This window comes from Pseudomonas sp. BP11-1-1 (assembly GCF_052112105.1).
GTDB classification, from domain to species: domain Bacteria; phylum Pseudomonadota; class Gammaproteobacteria; order Pseudomonadales; family Pseudomonadaceae; genus Aquipseudomonas; species Aquipseudomonas alvandae.
In genome coordinates this window covers 77,600-93,678 of record NZ_JAUTYU010000019.1, presented here as the reverse complement: position 1 = coordinate 93,678, position 16,079 = coordinate 77,600, and the positions used below count along the sequence as shown (strand labels likewise).

16 protein-coding genes are annotated in these 16,079 nt (G+C 59.9%); 4 read left to right on the top strand and 12 right to left on the bottom strand.

What is annotated here, in order from left to right; translation table 11 throughout:
- Positions 1–349: 349 nt before the first annotated feature.
- The 6 genes from msrQ to Q7C33_RS24815 all read right to left on the bottom strand — a co-directional run bounded on the left by msrQ (position 350) and on the right by Q7C33_RS24815 (position 6,330).
- Complete coding sequence (msrQ, locus tag Q7C33_RS24840; protein ID WP_030140220.1) at positions 350–973, bottom strand: protein-methionine-sulfoxide reductase heme-binding subunit MsrQ; 624 nt, start codon at positions 971–973, stop codon at positions 350–352.
- Positions 973–1,986 (bottom strand): protein-methionine-sulfoxide reductase catalytic subunit MsrP, encoded by a 1,014-nt coding sequence (gene msrP, locus Q7C33_RS24835; RefSeq protein WP_217860348.1) that lies wholly within the window; start codon positions 1,984–1,986, stop codon positions 973–975. The genes msrQ and msrP overlap by 1 nt, the downstream gene beginning before the upstream one ends.
- A 75-nt stretch (positions 1,987–2,061) precedes the next feature.
- Complete coding sequence (pssA, locus tag Q7C33_RS24830; protein WP_030140222.1) at positions 2,062–2,907, bottom strand: CDP-diacylglycerol--serine O-phosphatidyltransferase; 846 nt, start codon at positions 2,905–2,907, stop codon at positions 2,062–2,064.
- 143 nt (positions 2,908–3,050) lie between these two features.
- Complete coding sequence (gene ilvC, locus Q7C33_RS24825) at positions 3,051–4,067, bottom strand: ketol-acid reductoisomerase (RefSeq protein ID WP_003185459.1); 1,017 nt, start codon at positions 4,065–4,067, stop codon at positions 3,051–3,053.
- 44 nt (positions 4,068–4,111) lie between these two features.
- Positions 4,112–4,603, bottom strand: a complete 492-nt coding sequence (gene ilvN, locus Q7C33_RS24820) for an acetolactate synthase small subunit (RefSeq protein ID WP_003205610.1) — start codon at positions 4,601–4,603, stop codon at positions 4,112–4,114.
- A 2-nt stretch (positions 4,604–4,605) separates the two neighbouring features.
- Entirely contained in the window at positions 4,606–6,330 is a 1,725-nt protein-coding gene (locus Q7C33_RS24815) for an acetolactate synthase 3 large subunit (protein ID WP_030140223.1), read from the bottom strand.
- 401 nt (positions 6,331–6,731) lie between these two features.
- Here Q7C33_RS24815 and Q7C33_RS24810 point away from each other — a divergent pair, with 401 nt between their 5' ends.
- Positions 6,732–7,154 carry a DUF4124 domain-containing protein gene (locus tag Q7C33_RS24810; protein WP_407684303.1) on the top strand — a complete coding sequence of 141 codons (423 nt, stop codon included), beginning with the start codon at positions 6,732–6,734 and terminating at the stop codon, positions 7,152–7,154.
- 6 nt (positions 7,155–7,160) lie between these two features.
- Here the strand turns inward: Q7C33_RS24810 and Q7C33_RS24805 are convergent, their stop codons facing one another.
- Genes Q7C33_RS24805 through mrcB form a run of 3 tightly spaced genes read right to left on the bottom strand, consistent with a single transcriptional unit; the run spans position 7,161 to position 10,544 of the window.
- Positions 7,161–7,490: a YqcC family protein gene (locus Q7C33_RS24805; protein WP_030140225.1), complete on the bottom strand. Its 330-nt coding sequence runs from the start codon at positions 7,488–7,490 to the stop codon at positions 7,161–7,163.
- Positions 7,490–8,209 (bottom strand): tetratricopeptide repeat protein, encoded by a 720-nt coding sequence (locus Q7C33_RS24800; RefSeq protein ID WP_407684302.1) that lies wholly within the window; start codon positions 8,207–8,209, stop codon positions 7,490–7,492. The genes Q7C33_RS24805 and Q7C33_RS24800 overlap by 1 nt, the downstream gene beginning before the upstream one ends.
- Positions 8,210–8,225: 16 nt before the next feature.
- Entirely contained in the window at positions 8,226–10,544 is a 2,319-nt protein-coding gene (gene mrcB / locus Q7C33_RS24795) for a penicillin-binding protein 1B (RefSeq protein ID WP_030140227.1), read from the bottom strand.
- A 116-nt stretch (positions 10,545–10,660) separates the two neighbouring features.
- On the opposite strand from mrcB, the gene Q7C33_RS24790 reads away from it, so the two are divergent.
- The 3 genes from Q7C33_RS24790 to Q7C33_RS24780 all read left to right on the top strand — a co-directional run bounded on the left by Q7C33_RS24790 (position 10,661) and on the right by Q7C33_RS24780 (position 13,132).
- The gene (locus tag Q7C33_RS24790; RefSeq protein ID WP_407684301.1) at positions 10,661–12,217 is read left to right on the top strand and encodes a bifunctional aminoglycoside phosphotransferase/ATP-binding protein; all 1,557 of its coding nucleotides are present in this window, start codon (positions 10,661–10,663) and stop codon (positions 12,215–12,217) included.
- A 91-nt stretch (positions 12,218–12,308) separates the two neighbouring features.
- Complete coding sequence (locus Q7C33_RS24785) at positions 12,309–12,650, top strand: pentapeptide repeat-containing protein (RefSeq protein ID WP_030140229.1); 342 nt, start codon at positions 12,309–12,311, stop codon at positions 12,648–12,650.
- Positions 12,651–12,859: 209 nt separating this feature from the next.
- Positions 12,860–13,132: a TfoX/Sxy family protein gene (locus tag Q7C33_RS24780; protein ID WP_024779602.1), complete on the top strand. Its 273-nt coding sequence runs from the start codon at positions 12,860–12,862 to the stop codon at positions 13,130–13,132.
- A 217-nt stretch (positions 13,133–13,349) separates the two neighbouring features.
- Here Q7C33_RS24780 and Q7C33_RS24775 read toward each other — a convergent pair whose 3' ends face one another.
- From Q7C33_RS24775 to Q7C33_RS24765, 3 genes are read right to left on the bottom strand one after another with little or no spacing between them, the layout of a single operon-like run.
- Positions 13,350–14,198 carry a ChaN family lipoprotein gene (locus tag Q7C33_RS24775; RefSeq protein WP_407684300.1) on the bottom strand — a complete coding sequence of 283 codons (849 nt, stop codon included), beginning with the start codon at positions 14,196–14,198 and terminating at the stop codon, positions 13,350–13,352.
- A gap of 21 nt (positions 14,199–14,219) precedes the next feature.
- Positions 14,220–14,987: a heme ABC transporter ATP-binding protein gene (locus Q7C33_RS24770; protein WP_198798379.1), complete on the bottom strand. Its 768-nt coding sequence runs from the start codon at positions 14,985–14,987 to the stop codon at positions 14,220–14,222.
- Positions 14,987–15,970, bottom strand: coding sequence for a FecCD family ABC transporter permease (locus Q7C33_RS24765; protein ID WP_187293330.1), 984 nt, complete (start codon positions 15,968–15,970; stop codon positions 14,987–14,989). Before Q7C33_RS24765 ends, Q7C33_RS24770 begins: the two co-directional genes overlap by 1 nt.
- Between the last annotated feature and the right edge of the window lie 109 nt (positions 15,971–16,079).

The following is a 16,079-nucleotide window of genomic DNA, read 5'->3' as shown; positions in this document are numbered from 1 at the left end:
AGCGCCCCGTGTATCTGTCAAGCGGTTATTTTAAGAAGTTTTCAAAGTTTCGCTTGGAAATCCTTAACAACTTCAACCACTTGCGCTTTCGATCTCTCGTTAGCGGGAGGCGAATTCTACAGCGTTGTTCGCTGCTGTCAACACCTCTTTTTCACCGCTTTCGACCGAGAGGATCGAATCGCCAATAGAGCCAAACAACACCGCTCTATCAACTCCTTCAACGCTTCGATGAACTGAAGCGCCTGACCTATCGGAACTTACTTAACTCATTGAAACTCAAGAAGTTTTCCGTTTCGACTGCGCCGGAAGTGGGGCGAATTATAGACACCTGGAATCTGCCGTCAACCCTTTATTTCGTTTTTATTACCGAAGGCATCTTCTTACCCATTAGACGAGGGATTCGCCGCGCAACCGGCCCGATCCTCAGCACCAACAATAAGCCACCTATAAAGGCGTATATCGACCACTCCTTCAGATCCGCCCGCACGATCCACAGCATATGCAGCAAACCAAGCCCGAGAATCAAATAGACCAGGCGGTGCAGCTTCTTCCAACGCGTGCCGAGCCGACGCTGACTATATCGATTGGATGTAACTGCCAAGGCCAGCAAACCAAGAAAACCAAGCGCCCCAACAATAATGTAGGGACGCTTGCTCAGCTCGACGCCCAACCGCGACCAATCGAATCCCAGGATGAACGCCGCATAACTGCTCAAGTGCAGCACAACGTAGGCGAAGCACCACAACCCCAACTGACGCCTGACAACGATCCACCCCGACCATCCCGTCACTTTTTGTAGCGGCGTCATGCTCAAGGTAATCAACAGCAGGATCAGCGTCCCCAACCCGAGTCGATCTACCAGGACCTTGCCTGGATCCGGCCCCAATGAATCCGCCAACGCTTCATAAAGCCAAAGCAAAGGCCAAATTGCTGCCGCGAGGAAAACCCCGATCCGCCAAGCAGGAAAACGCATCAGTAGTCTTTCCTCAAATCCATTCCTGCATATAAAGAGGCAACCTCATCCCCGTAACCGTTGAACATCAACGTGTCGCGTACATTGGGGCTGAATAGTCCACTCGGAAGACGACGCTCCCTCGCCTGCGTCCAGCGTGGGTGGTCAACGGTCGGATTGACGTTGGCATAAAAACCGTACTCATCGGACGCAATGCTCTGCCAGGTGGTCTTGGGCTGCTCACTGACCAAGCTGATGCGCACGATCGACTTTACGCTCTTGAAACCATACTTCCATGGCACCACCAATCGCAGCGGCGCCCCGTTCTGGTTAGGCAGCTCACGCCCGTACATGCCAACCGCCAGTATGGCCAACGGATTCATTGCCTCGTCCAATCGCAAACCTTCCACGTAAGGCCAATCAATCAGGGCAAAGCCAGAACGCTGGCCCGGCATGGCCTTGGGATCTTGCAATGTTTCGAAGCGAATGTGTTTGGCCTTGGAAGTCGGCTCGACCTGCTTGAGCAGCGCGGAGATGGGGAAACCGATCCACGGGATCACCATTGACCACGCCTCAACGCAACGCAACCGATAGATCCGCTCCTCCAATTGATAAGGCTTCATGAAGTCTTCCAGGGCATAGCGCCCCGGCTTACCCACCTCACCGTCCACCACCACGCTCCAGGGCTCGGTCTTCAACGAACCGGAGTTGGCCGCCGGGTCGCCTTTATCGGTGCCGAACTCATAGAAGTTGTTGTAGTGCGTGGCGTCCTTGAACGGCGTGATCGACTCATCCTTTGCCGTCACGGCGCCCCACTGGGTAGAAGGAAGCTTCTCGGCAAACCAGGAAGGCGCCTTTCCGGGCTCGGCATCAGGATAACGCGCCATATCGGCGGCACCGGCCCAGTTCGGCAGACCACCAATCGCCAAGCCGGCCACAGTGGCGCTGAGCATCTGGCGACGAGAGAGATAAAATGATTCAGGCGTGACCTCAGACTCACGACAGTCCGACGTCTTGGGGATCTTGATCAGCATGGCGACTCCGCAGTATTGGAGGGCAGATACACCCGTACACTGCGGAGTATGGAGGAGATTACATTAAGGCAACGTTTAGCGGCGACGAAGACGCAGCAAATATTGCACCGGCCCGGAAGCCGCATAGGCGAGGAATACCAGCAGCAGGATGCGCGGCGGATCACTGAACACCACGGCAAATACCAGCACCACGGCGAGGATGGCCACGAACGGCACGCGCCCCTTCAGATCCAGCTCCTTGAAGCTGTTGTACTTGATGTTACTGACCATCAGCATCCCGGCCGCGGCAACCAGCAGCGCCACCAGGAAGGACATCTTCGAACCCTGGATGCCATAGTCGCTGAATGCCCAGACTACGCCCGCCACCACACCTGCCGCCGCCGGACTGGCAAGCCCGATGAAGTAGCGCTTGTCGGCGGTACCGACCTGCGTGTTGAAACGCGCCAAGCGCAACGCGGCACCAGCGACGTAAATGAAGGCAACCATCCAGCCGACCTTGCCCATGTCTCCCAGCGCCCAACCGAACGCCAACAACGCAGGGGCAACACCGAACGCAACCATATCGGACAGCGAGTCGTACTCGGCTCCGAATGCGCTTTGGGTGTTGGTCATGCGGGCCACCCGTCCATCCAGGCCGTCCAGAACCATGGCGACAAAAATCGCAATCGCGGCGAAAGCAAAGTAGCGACTCGCCCCCACGCTATCGCCAGCACTCAATGCGGCCTGGGCACTCATGGAACTGATGATGGAATAGAAGCCGGCGAACAGGTTCGCGGTGGTGAACAGGTTCGGCAGCAGATAGATACCACGATGCCGGACCTTGCGGCCTTCAGCGTCATGGCCTTCTTCGACGTGTTCATCGATGGGCAACAGGCTTTCGGCGTCAGGAGCCTGGTTCGGCTCGTCGGGACGTTCGCTCATGGACAATACCTTGCAACGGTGTGAAAAATTCGACAGGCGCCTGGGACGACGGTTCTGCCGCAAACGATGCAGCTTTATACCAGAAGCCATCACCCAAACGAAAAAACGCGGCCAGGGCCGCGTTTTTCGATCAAGCTCGCGACTTAGTTCTTGGCTTTGTCGACGATCTTGTTGGCACCGATCCACGGCATCATCGAGCGCAATTGCTCGCCAATGATTTCGATACCGTGGGCGGCGTTGTTGCGACGCTTGGCGGTCATCGAAGGATAGCCGGTGGCGCCTTCGCTGATGAACATCTTGGCGTATTCGCCGTCCTGAATACGTTTCAGGGCGTTGCGCATGGCCTGGCGGGACTCGGCGTTGATGACTTCCGGACCGGTCACATACTCGCCGTATTCGGCGTTGTTGGAGATCGAGTAGTTCATGTTGGCGATACCGCCTTCGTACATGAGGTCAACGATCAGCTTCAGTTCATGCAGGCATTCGAAGTAGGCCATTTCTGGTGCGTAGCCGGCTTCAACCAGGGTTTCGAAACCAGCTTTCACCAGCTCGACGGTACCGCCGCACAGAACGGCTTGTTCGCCGAACAGGTCGGTTTCAGTCTCGTCCTTGAAGGTGGTTTCGATGATGCCGGTACGACCGCCACCGACACCAGCAGCGTAGGACAGGGCGACGTTCTTGGCATTGCCGGAGGCGTCCTGGTAGATCGCGATCAGGTCAGGAATACCGCCGCCCTTCACGAATTCGGAACGCACGGTGTGGCCCGGCGCTTTCGGCGCGATCATGATCACGTCGAGGTCGGCACGTGGCACGACCTGGTTGTAGTGGATCGCGAAACCGTGGGAGAAGGCAAGGGTGGCGCCCTTCTTGATGTTCGGCTCGATTTCGTTCTTGTACAGCGCCGATTGGAACTCGTCCGGGGTCAGGATCATGACCAGGTCGGCAGCGGCAACGGCGGAAGCCACGTCGGTGACTTTCAGGCCATGGGCCTCGGCCTTGGCAACGGTGGCCGAGCCTTTGCGCAGGCCGACGGTCACGTCAACGCCGGAATCTTTCAGGTTGCACGCCTGGGCGTGACCTTGGGAGCCGTAGCCGATGATGGCGACTTTCTTGCCTTGGATGATCGACAGGTCGCAATCTTTATCGTAGAAAACTTTCATGAATTTCCCCTATATCCGGCCGTTCCGGCCATTCGCAAATTTGGTTAGATGCTCAGTACTTTGTCGCCACGGGCAATCCCGGTGACACCACTGCGTACGGTTTCCAGAATCGAGGCAGTGCCGATCGATTGAATGAAGCTGTCGAGCTTGTCGCTGGTACCGGTCAACTGAACGGTATAGACGCTGGCGCTGACATCGACGATCTGCCCACGATAAATATCGGTAGTGCGTTTGATCTCGGCACGCTGGGCGCCGGTGGCCTTGACCTTGACCAGCATCAGCTCGCGCTCGATATGAGCGCTTTCCGACAGGTCCACCAGCTTGACCACCTCGATCAGCTTGTTCAGGTTCTTGGTGATCTGCTCGATGATCTCATCGTGGCCCACGGTGGTCAGCGTCAGACGCGACAGGGTCGGGTCCTCGGTTGGTGCCACGGTCAGGCTTTCGATGTTGTAGTTGCGTTGCGAGAACAGGCCTACTACGCGAGACAGAGCACCCGGTTCGTTTTCCAGAAGCAAGGAAATAATGTGTCGCATGATTAGGTACGCTCCGTCTTGCTCAGCCACATATCGCGCATGGAGCCGTCTTTGATCTGCATCGGGTAGACGTGCTCGCTGGTATCGACCTGGATATCGAGGAACACCAGGCGATCCTTCATCGCGAAGGCTTCTTCAAGCCCGGATTTCAAATCCTTCAGGTCAGTGATGCGGATGCCGACGTGGCCATAGGCCTCGACCAGCTTGACGAAGTCCGGCAACGATTCCATGTAGGAATGCGAGTGGCGGCTGCCGTAGCTCATGTCCTGCCACTGGCGAACCATGCCCAGTACACCGTTGTTCAGGTTGACGATTTTCACCGGCAGACCGTATTGCAGGCAGGTCGACAGTTCCTGGATGTTCATCTGGATACTGCCTTCACCCGTCACGCAGGCAACATCGTTGTCCGGGAAGCTCAACTTGACGCCCATGGCCGCCGGGAACCCGAAGCCCATGGTGCCCAGGCCACCGGAGTTGATCCAGCGGTTGGGTTTGTTGAACTTGTAGTACTGCGCCGCGAACATCTGGTGCTGACCTACGTCGGACGTCACGAATGCATCGCCCTTGGTCACTTCGCACAGGGTCTCGATGACGGTCTGCGGCTTGATCACGCTGCCGTCGCCCTTGTCGTAGGGAAACAGGCCGCGATCACCGCGCCATTCATCAACCTGCTTCCACCAGCTGGCCACGGACTCCTTGTTCGGAGCCTCGCCGATTTCCTTGAGAATGGCGACCATTTCAGTCAGCACGCTCTCTACAGGACCGACAATCGGCACGTCTGCCTTGATGGTCTTGGAGATGGACGCCGGGTCGATATCGATGTGGATGATCTTGGCGTTCGGGCAGAATTTCGCCGGACCGTTGATGACACGGTCGTCGAAACGCGCGCCCACCGCCAGGATGACATCGGCATGGTGCATCGCCAGGTTGGCGGTGTAGCTGCCATGCATGCCGAGCATGCCGATGAACTGGCGATCGGTGCCTGGGTAGGCGCCGAGGCCCATCAGCGTATTGGTAACCGGCAGGTTGAGCATCTTCGCCAATTCGGTCAGCGGCGCGGAGCCACCGCCGAGGATCACGCCACCGCCGGAGTACAGCACGGGACGCTTGGCCGCCAGCAGCATTTCGGCGGCCTTGCGGATTTGTCCCGAGTGACCGCGCACGGCCGGGCTGTAGGAGCGCAGCTTGGCTTTTTTCGGGTAGATGTATTCGAATTTCTCGGCCGGGTTGGTCATGTCTTTCGGCACGTCCACTACGACCGGGCCCGGACGACCGGATTCGGCCAGGTAGAAGGCCTTCTTCATGACTTCCGGGATTTCCGAAGCGTGCTTGATCATGAAGCTGTGCTTCACGATCGGCCGGGAGATACCGATCATGTCGGTTTCCTGGAACGCATCGGTGCCGACCATGGTGCTGGGCACCTGGCCGGAGATGATCACCATCGGAATCGAGTCCATGTAGGCCGTGGCGATACCGGTGATGGCGTTCGTGGCGCCGGGGCCGGATGTCACCAGGACCACGCCGGCCTTGCCGGTGGCGCGGGCATAGCCGTCAGCCATGTGCGTGGCCGCTTGTTCATGACGAACCAGGATGTGGGTCACTTCCGGTTCTTTGAACAGGGCATCATAGACATGAAGAAGAGCACCGCCGGGGTACCCGTAGATATATTTGACGCCTTCGTCACGCAAGAAGCGGACGAGCATCTCACCGCCAGATAAAAGCTCCACGTTGTTCACCTCTAAAACGCCAGAATACCGACCCATGGAAAAAGGGACGGGTCTTAATAGGTTTACTTCTCGGCAGAGCATGAGCGACGGTGGTCGCCGACTACGTCAGCACTGACTGAGCAAGTATTGGGATCGTCCCAAGTGTTGCGGGCCTTTCCCACCCAGCGCGAGGTAACGCGTTGCGGGTGTAACAGGTCGGCGCGGATGTGCGCCTCATGATCTGCCGAGTGGGTCTGCTTCTGGCAGTCCCTCTACAGCGGACTTTGGATTCTTCTGTTTCGCCCTCTGCAAGTCAAGTCGTCAATGTGCTTTATTGAAGTAAGCACATGAGAACGCAAGAAAAAACCTTTAAACGGCTACTCTGTTAGCTTCGATTGCGCAACCCAGGACAAGGAAACAGCATGCGAACGATGTTATTGACGGCCATCCTGCTGGCAAGCCTGAGCCCAATGAGCATGGCCGGCCAGATCTACAAATGGGTGGACGCCCAAGGTGTGACCCATTTCGGCGCCCAACCGCCCGAGGGCGTGGATGCGACTACCGTGAGCAAGACCCCGACGCCTGCCGCCAAACCGCAAGCGCCCGCTTCAGGTGGTGTCGTTGGTGATCAGAAAATGATCGACAAGCAAGTGAAGCAGCAAGTGGCCGAACAGGAGGCCCAGCTCAAGGCGTTCTGCGAACAGGCCCGGACCAACCTGGCGCAACTGCAGAACAACCCCAGGGTGCGAGAAGAGGTGGAAGGTGAAATGCGCCGCCTTACCGAGGAAGAGCGGCGCCAGCGCATCGATGAAACCCGCAAGCAGGTTGAAGAAAACTGTCAGTGAGCAGCGTCAGCTGACGTCGGTGATCAACTGGTCGAACTGCGCGAGCAACTGCTGCAATTTGACGCCCTGCCCCGGCCGCTGGGCATAGACCATTTCGGCCATGGCCAGGATGCCCGAGGCGTTGGGCAGCGGCAGGTCGTTTTCCAGGATGGCTTTCATCCGCGGAAGAAAGATCCATTGCAACCACTGCTCGAAATCCAGGGTGTCGACCGCGAACGGCTCGACACTGGCCAGCGCCTCGGCCGAAGGCGACACGTCACTCCACCAGCCCTGGACCCGCAGTTCTCGCTCGATCAGCAGCAACTGATCGGCGATCAAGGGAAAACGACCATCCATCAGAGGGATACCTTGGCCTTCTGGCGGGCCAGTGCGGCGCCCGCCGAATCGCCCTGTTTCTCACGAGCCTGGGCGATCAGTTCCCACAGGCTTGCCTGGAGTGCCGGGCGGCCACTGGAGAACGTCAGGCCGCGACGGGCCAGTTGTTCAGCCTGTGGCGCATCGCCCTGGGCCATGCGCACCTGAGCCAGTCGATAAAGCACTTGCGGTTCGCGCGGCGCGACGCGCTGGGCTCGCTCGAGGCTCGAGGAAGCACCATTGAGGTCACCACCGGCTTGCTGCTGTTGCGCCGTGGTCAACAGCGCCAACACCGGGCCGTCCAGTTGCTCATCGGCGGACAAGCCACCCGAACCCGCCGAGGGAATGCTGCTCGGCGTCGATGGCATGCTGTAGCTGCCCTGGTTGATCGGTGAAGTTTCGATAGGCCCTGGAGTGATCGGACCCGGCGTGATCGGCGTGCTGCTGATCGGCGCCGAAGCCGTTGCACCGCCACCTGGCACCATCACGACGACACCGGTGTCGCCCTGCGGGATTGCCTGGACCTGGCCCGGCATCGGCCGTTTTACCGTCGTTTGACGGAAACCACCATTGGCCGAGACCCGCTCGCTATTGGAGACGGCGGTACCGGAATCGACAACCGGAATCGAACCGCGCTGTACGGTAGAGCAGCCACTGAGCAAAGCCACGGCGGTTACCGCTGGAATCAACCACTTGTTCACTTGAAACCCTCTTTGCTTAATTCATCCAGTCCTTGACCCAATCCATCACCGATTCGGCGGGATTCTGACCGCCGCATGCCGCACCGGGTGGCGGTTCGCTGCCGCGAATATACGGCATCTGCACGGCACCCGGGCAATTCGCGTCGGAGCCCTGTCCGGTGCGCGAATCGACCCAGGCCTGGACGATGTTGTCCGGTTGCGGCATGTCCAGCGGCAGCGGATCGGCCTTGCGCATGAAACTGGTCCAGACCTGCAACGCACCGGTGGCGCCGGTGAACGGCGTCTTGCCATTGTCGTCACGCCCCAGCCAGACCACCGCCAGCAGATCCTGGCTGAAACCGGCGAACCAACTGTCGCGCGAATCGTTACTGGTGCCGGTCTTGCCCGCCAGGGTCAGCGTTCGGGGGAGCACGTTATAGACCGAGCTGCCGGTCCCTTCACGCATGACTCGCTGCATGGCGCTCTGGATCAGATAAATGGAAGCCGGATCGAAACGTTGCTGGATCTGGAACGGATAACGCTTGAGCGGCTCGCCGTCGGCAGTGAGCACGCTGCGGATGCCGCGCATCGGCGTATTGAAGCCGCCATTGGCCAATGTCTGGTACATCGCCGCGACTTCGATCGGCGTGAGGCCACCGGCCCCCAGCAGCATCGATGGGAACGCCGGGAATTCGCGAGTCACTCCCAGGCGTGCCAAGGTCTTGAGCACGTTAGGCACTCCGACTTCCAGGCCGAGGCGAGCCGTCGACAGGTTGTAGGAATGGGCCAGCCCCTGATAAAGGAACACCGTACCGTGGGGGCGGCGATCATAGTTCTGCGGCGTCCACACCTGTCCGTCCGCACCCTTGACCGAGAATGACTCGTCGGACAGCCAACTGGTCAGGGTGTACTGGCTTGGTTTTTCCAAGGCCGTGAGATACACCGCCGGCTTGATCAGCGAGCCGATGGGGCGCACCGCATCCAATGCCCGGTTGAAGCCTGCAAAGCTGGCCTGGCGGCTGCCGATCATTGCCTGGACTTCACCAGTTTCCGGGTTGGTCACGACCATGGCCGCTTCGACTTCGTCAGAACCCTTGCGCCCCGCCAGTCGTTTGAAGGTGTCATTGACTGACGCCTCAGCCTTCATCTGCAGGATCGGGTCGAAACTGGTAAAGATCCGCAAGCCTTCTTCGGTCAAGTCTTCGTCGCGATAGTCTTCCCGCAGCTGCCGCTTGACCAGGTCCATGAAACCGGGGAACGAACTGTCCGCCAGGCTGCCACGCTTGGTCACGCCCAGCGGCATCTTCTTCGCCGCTTCGACCTGCTCGGCCGTGGCCACGCCCTGTTGTTGCAGCAAGTCGAGCACCAGGTTGCGCCGCTCAAGGGCACGCTCCGGGTTGCGACGCGGATTATAGGAAGAAGGCCCCTTGACCATGCCCACCAGCAGCGCCACTTGATGCAGCTTGAGCTCGGACAGCGGCTGGCTGAAGAAGAACTGGCTGGCCAGGCCGAAGCCGTGGACCGCCCGCTGCCCATCCTGGCCAACGAACACTTCATTGAGGTAGGCCTCAAGAATTTCCTGCTTGCTGTAGTGCATCTCCAGCAGCAACGCCATCATGGCTTCGGTCAGTTTTCGGGTCAGGCTACGCTCGTTGGTCAGGTAGAAGTTCTTCACCAACTGCTGGGTCAAGGTACTGCCGCCCTGGCGCATATGCCCCGACGACGTGTTGATCCAGACAGCCCGGGCAATCGACTTGGGCGATACGCCGAAGTGATGGTAGAAATCACGGTCCTCGACGGCAATCAGCGTATCGAGCAGGAACGGTGGCACCTGGTCGATCTTGATCAGGATGCGGTCTTCCAGATTCTTGGGATACAGGCCACCGATCAGCAGCGGTTCCAGGCGCACCACCGACAGGCTCGCATTATTGGCGCCGGTCAGCGCAGCGACGTAGTCACCGGAAAAACGCACCCGCACCGGTTGTGCCTGCTCCATGCCTTCATAGAACTGGAACCCACGGGTATTGAGGTCGATGGTATTGCCGTTGACCGAGGCCGCACCCGGACCATTGGCGACGCTTTCGCGGCGATAACCCAAGGCATCGAGCTCGGTCAGGAAATCGTCCTTGCTCAGCTTTTGTCCGACGAACAGTTCCAACGGCCGGGCATAGACCTTGGCCGGGATGGTCCAGCGCTTGCCGGAGAACTTTTCCTGGACGATGGCATCGAGGTAGACGGCAAAACCGGCAAGCACGACAAGGCCTACCAGGCTCAGTTTAAGGGCCCAGCCCAGCCAGGGCCGAAGGCGGCTGGCGGGTGGTTTCTTGGGGGTGCGGGGGGATCGGGTACGAGTCATGGCGGCGGATTATACGCACTTTGTCGTGGTTCAACATGAGTCCGCCAAGGTTTGCGTTAGCGCGGCTTGCGGCCATAATGACCGCCTCGAATTTTCCAGACTCTGAAGGATCGCCCGTGAGCCAATCACTGATCGCTGCCCTGCAAAACCCGGCCCTTTACCCGCACCCCGTCGAAGGGTTCCAGGTCATCGAAACCCACATCTCCTGGATATTGCTCACCGGCCCCTATGCCTACAAATTCAAGAAGCCGGTCAATTTCGGTTTCCTCGACTTCACCAGCCTCGACGCGCGCAAACACTTCTGTGGTGAAGAGCTGCGCTTGAACCAACGCCTGACCCAGGATCTTTACCTGGAAGTCTTGCCGATCACCGGCAGCGCCGAAGCGCCACAACTGGGCGGCGACGGCCCGGCCATCGAATACGCCTTGAAAATGCGCCAGTTTCCCCAGAGCGAACTGCTCAGTACCCTGCAGGCCAACGGCGAACTCACCACCGCACACATTGATGAAATGGCCGCGCAGATCGCCCAGTTCCACCTTTCCACGCCCAAGGTGCCGGCCGACAATTCGGCGGGTACACCGGACAGCGTCATGGCGCCGGTACGGCAGAACTTCGAGCAGATCCGTCCGTTCCTCAACGACAAGGCCGACCTGCAGCAACTCGAAGCTCTTCAAGCCTGGGCCGAAACCAGCTTCGAACGCCTCAAGCCGCTGTTCGCCCAGCGCAAGGCCGACGGTTTCATTCGCGAATGCCACGGTGACATTCACCTGGGCAACGCCACCGTAATCGACGGCAAAGTAGTGATCTTCGACTGCATCGAGTTCAACGAGCCATTCCGTTTCACCGACGTCTACGCCGACACCGGTTTCCTGGCGATGGACCTCGAAGACCGCGGCCTCAAGTCGCTCGCGCGGCGGTTCGTCAGTCAATACCTGGAACTCACCGGTGACTACAGCGGCCTGGAACTGCTGAACTTCTATAAAGCCTACCGCGCCCTGGTCCGGGCCAAGGTCGCGCTGTTCAGCATGCCCGCCGAAGCCGACCCGGTACAGCGCGCCACCACCCTGCGCCAATACCGCAACTATGCCAACCTGGCCGAAAGCTACAGCACCATTCCTTCGCGTTTCCTGGCCATTACCCATGGCGTCTCGGCCGTAGGCAAAAGCCACGTTGCGATGCGCCTGGTGGAGGCCCTCGGTGCGATTCGCCTGCGTTCGGATGTAGAGCGCAAGCGCCTGTTCGGTGAACAACAAGTGCCGAACGATCCACAAGCCGGCATCTATAGCAGCGATGCCAGCAGCGCCACGTATGCTCGCCTGCATGAGATCGCCGACGTGATCCTGCATGCCGGATTCCCGGTAGTGATCGATGCCACTTACCTCAAGCATGAGCAGCGCGATGCGGCGGCCAAAGTCGCCGAAGGCACGGGCGCGCCGTTCCTGATCCTGGATTGCGACGCGCCGCAAGCCGTCATCGAAAGCCGACTCGCCCAGCGCCAGGCCGACCAGAAAGACCCGTCCGACGCCAACCTGGCAGTGATCGCCGCCCAACTGGCGAGCCGTGAAGCGCTGAGCCCGGCTGAGATTCTCTGCAGCAAGCGAGTTCAAACCAACGAAAGCGGCACGCTGGATGTCGTGGTTGCGCAGATTCGTCAACGCCTGCCAGGCCTGTAGAAGACTATTTCGGCCGTGAACCGACGCCCGGCTTCACGGCCGCCAGATAGTGGCACTATACTGGCGCCATAAAACCAACAGGTGATATGCCATGAGCCACCCCAAGCTTCTCGATACCCCGCTGTATGCCTTGTTGCGCAAAGACGACATTGCCGGATTCAACAGCCAACGCCCCCAAGGTCCGATCGATATGCGCGGCGGCGATTTCCGCGGCCTTGACTTGCGCGAACTGAACGCCGACGACGTGGACTTCACGGACGCCTACTTCCGTTCCGCCGATCTGCGCGGCATCGATTTCCGCAAGTCATCGCTGGAAGGCGCAAGCCTTGCCCATGCGCAGATCTCCGGCACCTATTTCCCGCCCGAGCTGTCTGCCGATGAAATCCTGATGTCCATGAACTTCGGTACTCGCCTGCGCTACCGCACCCGCTGAACCTGAAGGAAACGGCCACGGCACCGAACGATCTCCAGCGCCCCCGCTTGCGCTGGACGATATGCCTTTCTGCTTGTTCATACCCATCGTGCGTAATGCCTTAGAAGCTTTTGCGTCGATTCCGACCAAAGAATCACGCTTTTCCTACTGAGCGCTACACTCCTGAGAAGCTTGCCCACTGCACCAGTCGGCCGTCGCAAGGAGGCTCGATGAATGATGAACTGCAACACCTGAAGAATCTGGGCAAGACATCAGCCCAGTGGCTGCACGCCGTGGGTATCCACAGTGCCTCGGACCTGCGCCGTCTCGGCGCGGTGGACGCCTACCGCGCCGTGCGCACTCGTGGTTTTCGCGCTTCCAAGGTTTTGCTGTACGCCATAGAGGGTGCGCTGATGGACATGCATTGGAACGATATTCCGGCCGAACGCAAAGAAGCGCTGAACAAACAGCTGGACGCCATTTCCACGCGCCACAAAGCCTGACGTTACCTTTTGCGATTTCCATGACAGGCAACAGATATTTTTTGTCGGTGGGAAAACAATGTTTGACTTGGAAATGAGAATCGCTATGATTACCACATCCGGTCGCGAGACTGGTCGATATTTGAAAAGCCCTTGGTTCGGACTCTCAGATATCTCCTCATCAGGCTAATCACGGTTATTTGACCCGGCTCTTGCCGGGTCTTTTTTTGCCCGGAAATTATTGCCTGTCGTCTCCACGCATCTGTGCGCAATAGTCTCGGGACGGTGTCGCCGGGGTGTACCACACGAAATCAGCCATGGCCGGCGTAACGTCGCCGCCCTCCTCGGCCAGCATCAGGACGACTGGTGCGTCACGAGCGCCCAGATCCAGTGCATGCAGCGGCACGCCAACGTCTTTGCGAACATGCCAGGCGCCCGCGAACAACAATGCCGGCGCGGGAGCCTCGAGCAATCGCTCGGCCATGCGCCGGTCACGCTGTTGCTGCACCGCCAACATCGCCGGCATCTGCGACTCTGGCAGTAGTCCGCAATGAGACTCGCGGATTTGTCCCAACAGTTTCTCCTTCACCGTAGCTGCATTGGAGCGAGTGCCGCTTATGGCGGGAGCTTGGCGATAGATGCGCTGGATGTCCGCGTTGTCCAGATTCGCTGACGACACCGGATAAGATTGCCTCAAGGCGAACTCGACCATGGGCCCGTACAGACGCCAATCCCAACCTGGCGACCAATCCAACGCGCCAGGTAAATCCTGCGGCAGGGCAGGCAATTGGCGAACCGCGTCGACCCTTGGCTGTTGGTGTGGCGTCAGCATCTCCAGCAGCAAGCTGCCTTGGGGACGCTGGTCGGCCAGGGCCTGGAGCAGCCAGCGCTGCAGCGTGTGGTGGTCACGGTTGTCGTGCTGTTCGCCGACCACGACTCGCGGGGCCTGCGCCAAACGGCCGACCAATGCCCGAGGCGTGATCGATTCGCCCGTATGCAAATCACGGATCCGCCCGCCCACCGGGGGCGGGGCGACACTCTGGCAAGCCGACAAGACACCCAACATCAGAATCAGGATCAAGCGCACATCGGAATCCTCCAGCCAGCCTCAGCGGGCAATGATCAATGGATGCCCGCGCTCCGGATGGGATTGCACCAGCACGTCGAGGCCAAACACCGCCTTGAGCGGCTCCGGGCGCAGCACTTGCCGAGGCGTATCCAGGGCCACCGGCCGGCCGGACGCCAACAGCAGCAGGCGATCACAGTAGCGCGCCGCCAGGTTCAGGTCATGCAGGATCACCAGCACCGCCGCGCCGCGACCAGCAAATTCACGCACCGCATGCAGGATAGTGTGCTGATGCAGCGGATCGAGCATCGAGGTCGGTTCGTCCAGCAGCAGGATTTGCCCCGCCTCACCCGGCCACAGTTGCGCCAGCACCCGCGCCAAGTGCACCCGTTGGCGCTCGCCGCCGGACAGATCCAGATAATTGCGGCCTTGCAAATGCACCGCGTCCGCCGCTTGCAGCGTCCATTCGACGATTTGCCCGTCACGCACCCGACCGCTCTGGTGAGGCAGTCGTCCCATGCCGACCACTTCTTCTACACGGAACGCGAAATCCAGTGTCGAGGACTGCGGCAACACCGCCAGGCGACGAGCGCGCTCGGCACCCGCCCACTGAATCAGAGGCCGGTCATCGAGCCAGACCTGCCCTTGCGCCGGCCGTAACTCGCCACACAAACCCGCCAGCAAAGTACTTTTACCCGCGCCATTGGGACCGAGCACACCCAGCACTTCGCCGGGATTGAGCTGCAGATCGAGATCCGCCAGTACGGTTCTACGTCCACGGTGGATGTGCAAGTCTTGCGCTCGCAACATCAGGCGCGCCCCCGCAGCAATAAATAAAGGAAGAAAGGTGCACCGATGAACGCCGTGACGATGCCGATCGGCAGCTCCGCCGGGGCCAGCGCCAGGCGCGCCACCAGATCGGCGAATAAAAGGAGACTGGCGCCTGCCAACATTGATGCAGGCAGCAGGACGCGATGGTCAGGCCCCGCCAATAGTCGCACCAGGTGGGGCACCACCAGCCCGACAAAACCGATCATGCCCGCTGCCGCGACTGCGGCGCCTACGCCCAGCGCCGTACAGAGCACCAATTCACGCTTGAGCCATTCGACATCAATGCCCAGGTGAGCGGCTTCGGACTCTCCCAGCAACAGTGCATTGAGCGCCCGCGCCCGACGCGGCAACCAGATCGCCACGCCCGCACTGACCAGCAACAACGGCCACAACCGCGCGTAGCTGGCCCCATTCAGGCTGCCCAGGTTCCAGAACGTCAGGGTCCGCAAAGTCGCATCGTCCGCCAGGTAAGTGAACAGGCCAACCGCCGCCCCGGACAACGCCGTCAAGGCAATGCCGGCGAGGAGCATCGTGGCGACGTGAGTCCGGCCGTTGCGCCGTCCAAGGCGATAGACCAGCGCCGTGACCCCGAGCCCGCCGAGAAATGCACACACTGACAATACGTAGGGCGCGAATGCTTCAGGCAACCCGCCCAGCGCCGAGCCCCCGACGATGGCAAACGCCGCCCCCAGTGCCGCCCCGCTGGACACGCCGACCAACCCCGGGTCGGCGAGCGGATTGCGAAACAGCCCCTGCATCGCCACGCCAGACAACGCCAAGATCCCGCCCACCGCCAAGCCCAGCAAGGTACGAGGCAGGCGAATCTGGCCAAGGATCAGCTCGGCCTGCTCCAGGCCATCGTCAGCCATCGGCCAACCCAGCAGGCGCAGTGCAGCGCGCAAGGTATCGAACAACGGCAAGCTCACCGGCCCCAAGGACAGGGACAGCCAGATTGCCAACAGACACAGCAGGCCCAGGCCGATGAACAACGTGCGCGGTTTGACCCGTGCCGTCATGGCGTCTTGGCCAGGTAGAACTTATCGGCCAGCTTGATCAGGCCCTGTGGCGCAG

Bases quoted from the DNA above. Each gene is read 5' to 3' on its own strand.
- ilvC (WP_003185459.1), bottom strand. From the start codon at position 4,067: ATGAAAGTTTTCTACGATAAAGATTGCGACCTGTCGATCATCCAAGGC.
- pssA (WP_030140222.1), bottom strand. From the start codon at position 2,907: ATGAGCGAACGTCCCGACGAGCCGAACCAGGCTCCTGACGCCGAAAGC.
- ilvN (WP_003205610.1), bottom strand. From the start codon at position 4,603: ATGCGACACATTATTTCCTTGCTTCTGGAAAACGAACCGGGTGCTCTG.
- msrP (WP_217860348.1), bottom strand. From the start codon at position 1,986: ATGCTGATCAAGATCCCCAAGACGTCGGACTGTCGTGAGTCTGAGGTC.
- mrcB (WP_030140227.1), bottom strand. From the start codon at position 10,544: ATGACTCGTACCCGATCCCCCCGCACCCCCAAGAAACCACCCGCCAGC.
- Q7C33_RS24770 (WP_198798379.1), bottom strand. From the start codon at position 14,987: ATGTTGCGAGCGCAAGACTTGCACATCCACCGTGGACGTAGAACCGTA.
- Q7C33_RS24785 (WP_030140229.1), top strand. From the start codon at position 12,309: ATGAGCCACCCCAAGCTTCTCGATACCCCGCTGTATGCCTTGTTGCGC.
- Q7C33_RS24805 (WP_030140225.1), bottom strand. From the start codon at position 7,490: ATGGATGGTCGTTTTCCCTTGATCGCCGATCAGTTGCTGCTGATCGAG.
- Q7C33_RS24810 (WP_407684303.1), top strand. From the start codon at position 6,732: ATGCGAACGATGTTATTGACGGCCATCCTGCTGGCAAGCCTGAGCCCA.
- msrQ (WP_030140220.1), bottom strand. From the start codon at position 973: ATGCGTTTTCCTGCTTGGCGGATCGGGGTTTTCCTCGCGGCAGCAATT.
- Q7C33_RS24780 (WP_024779602.1), top strand. From the start codon at position 12,860: ATGAATGATGAACTGCAACACCTGAAGAATCTGGGCAAGACATCAGCC.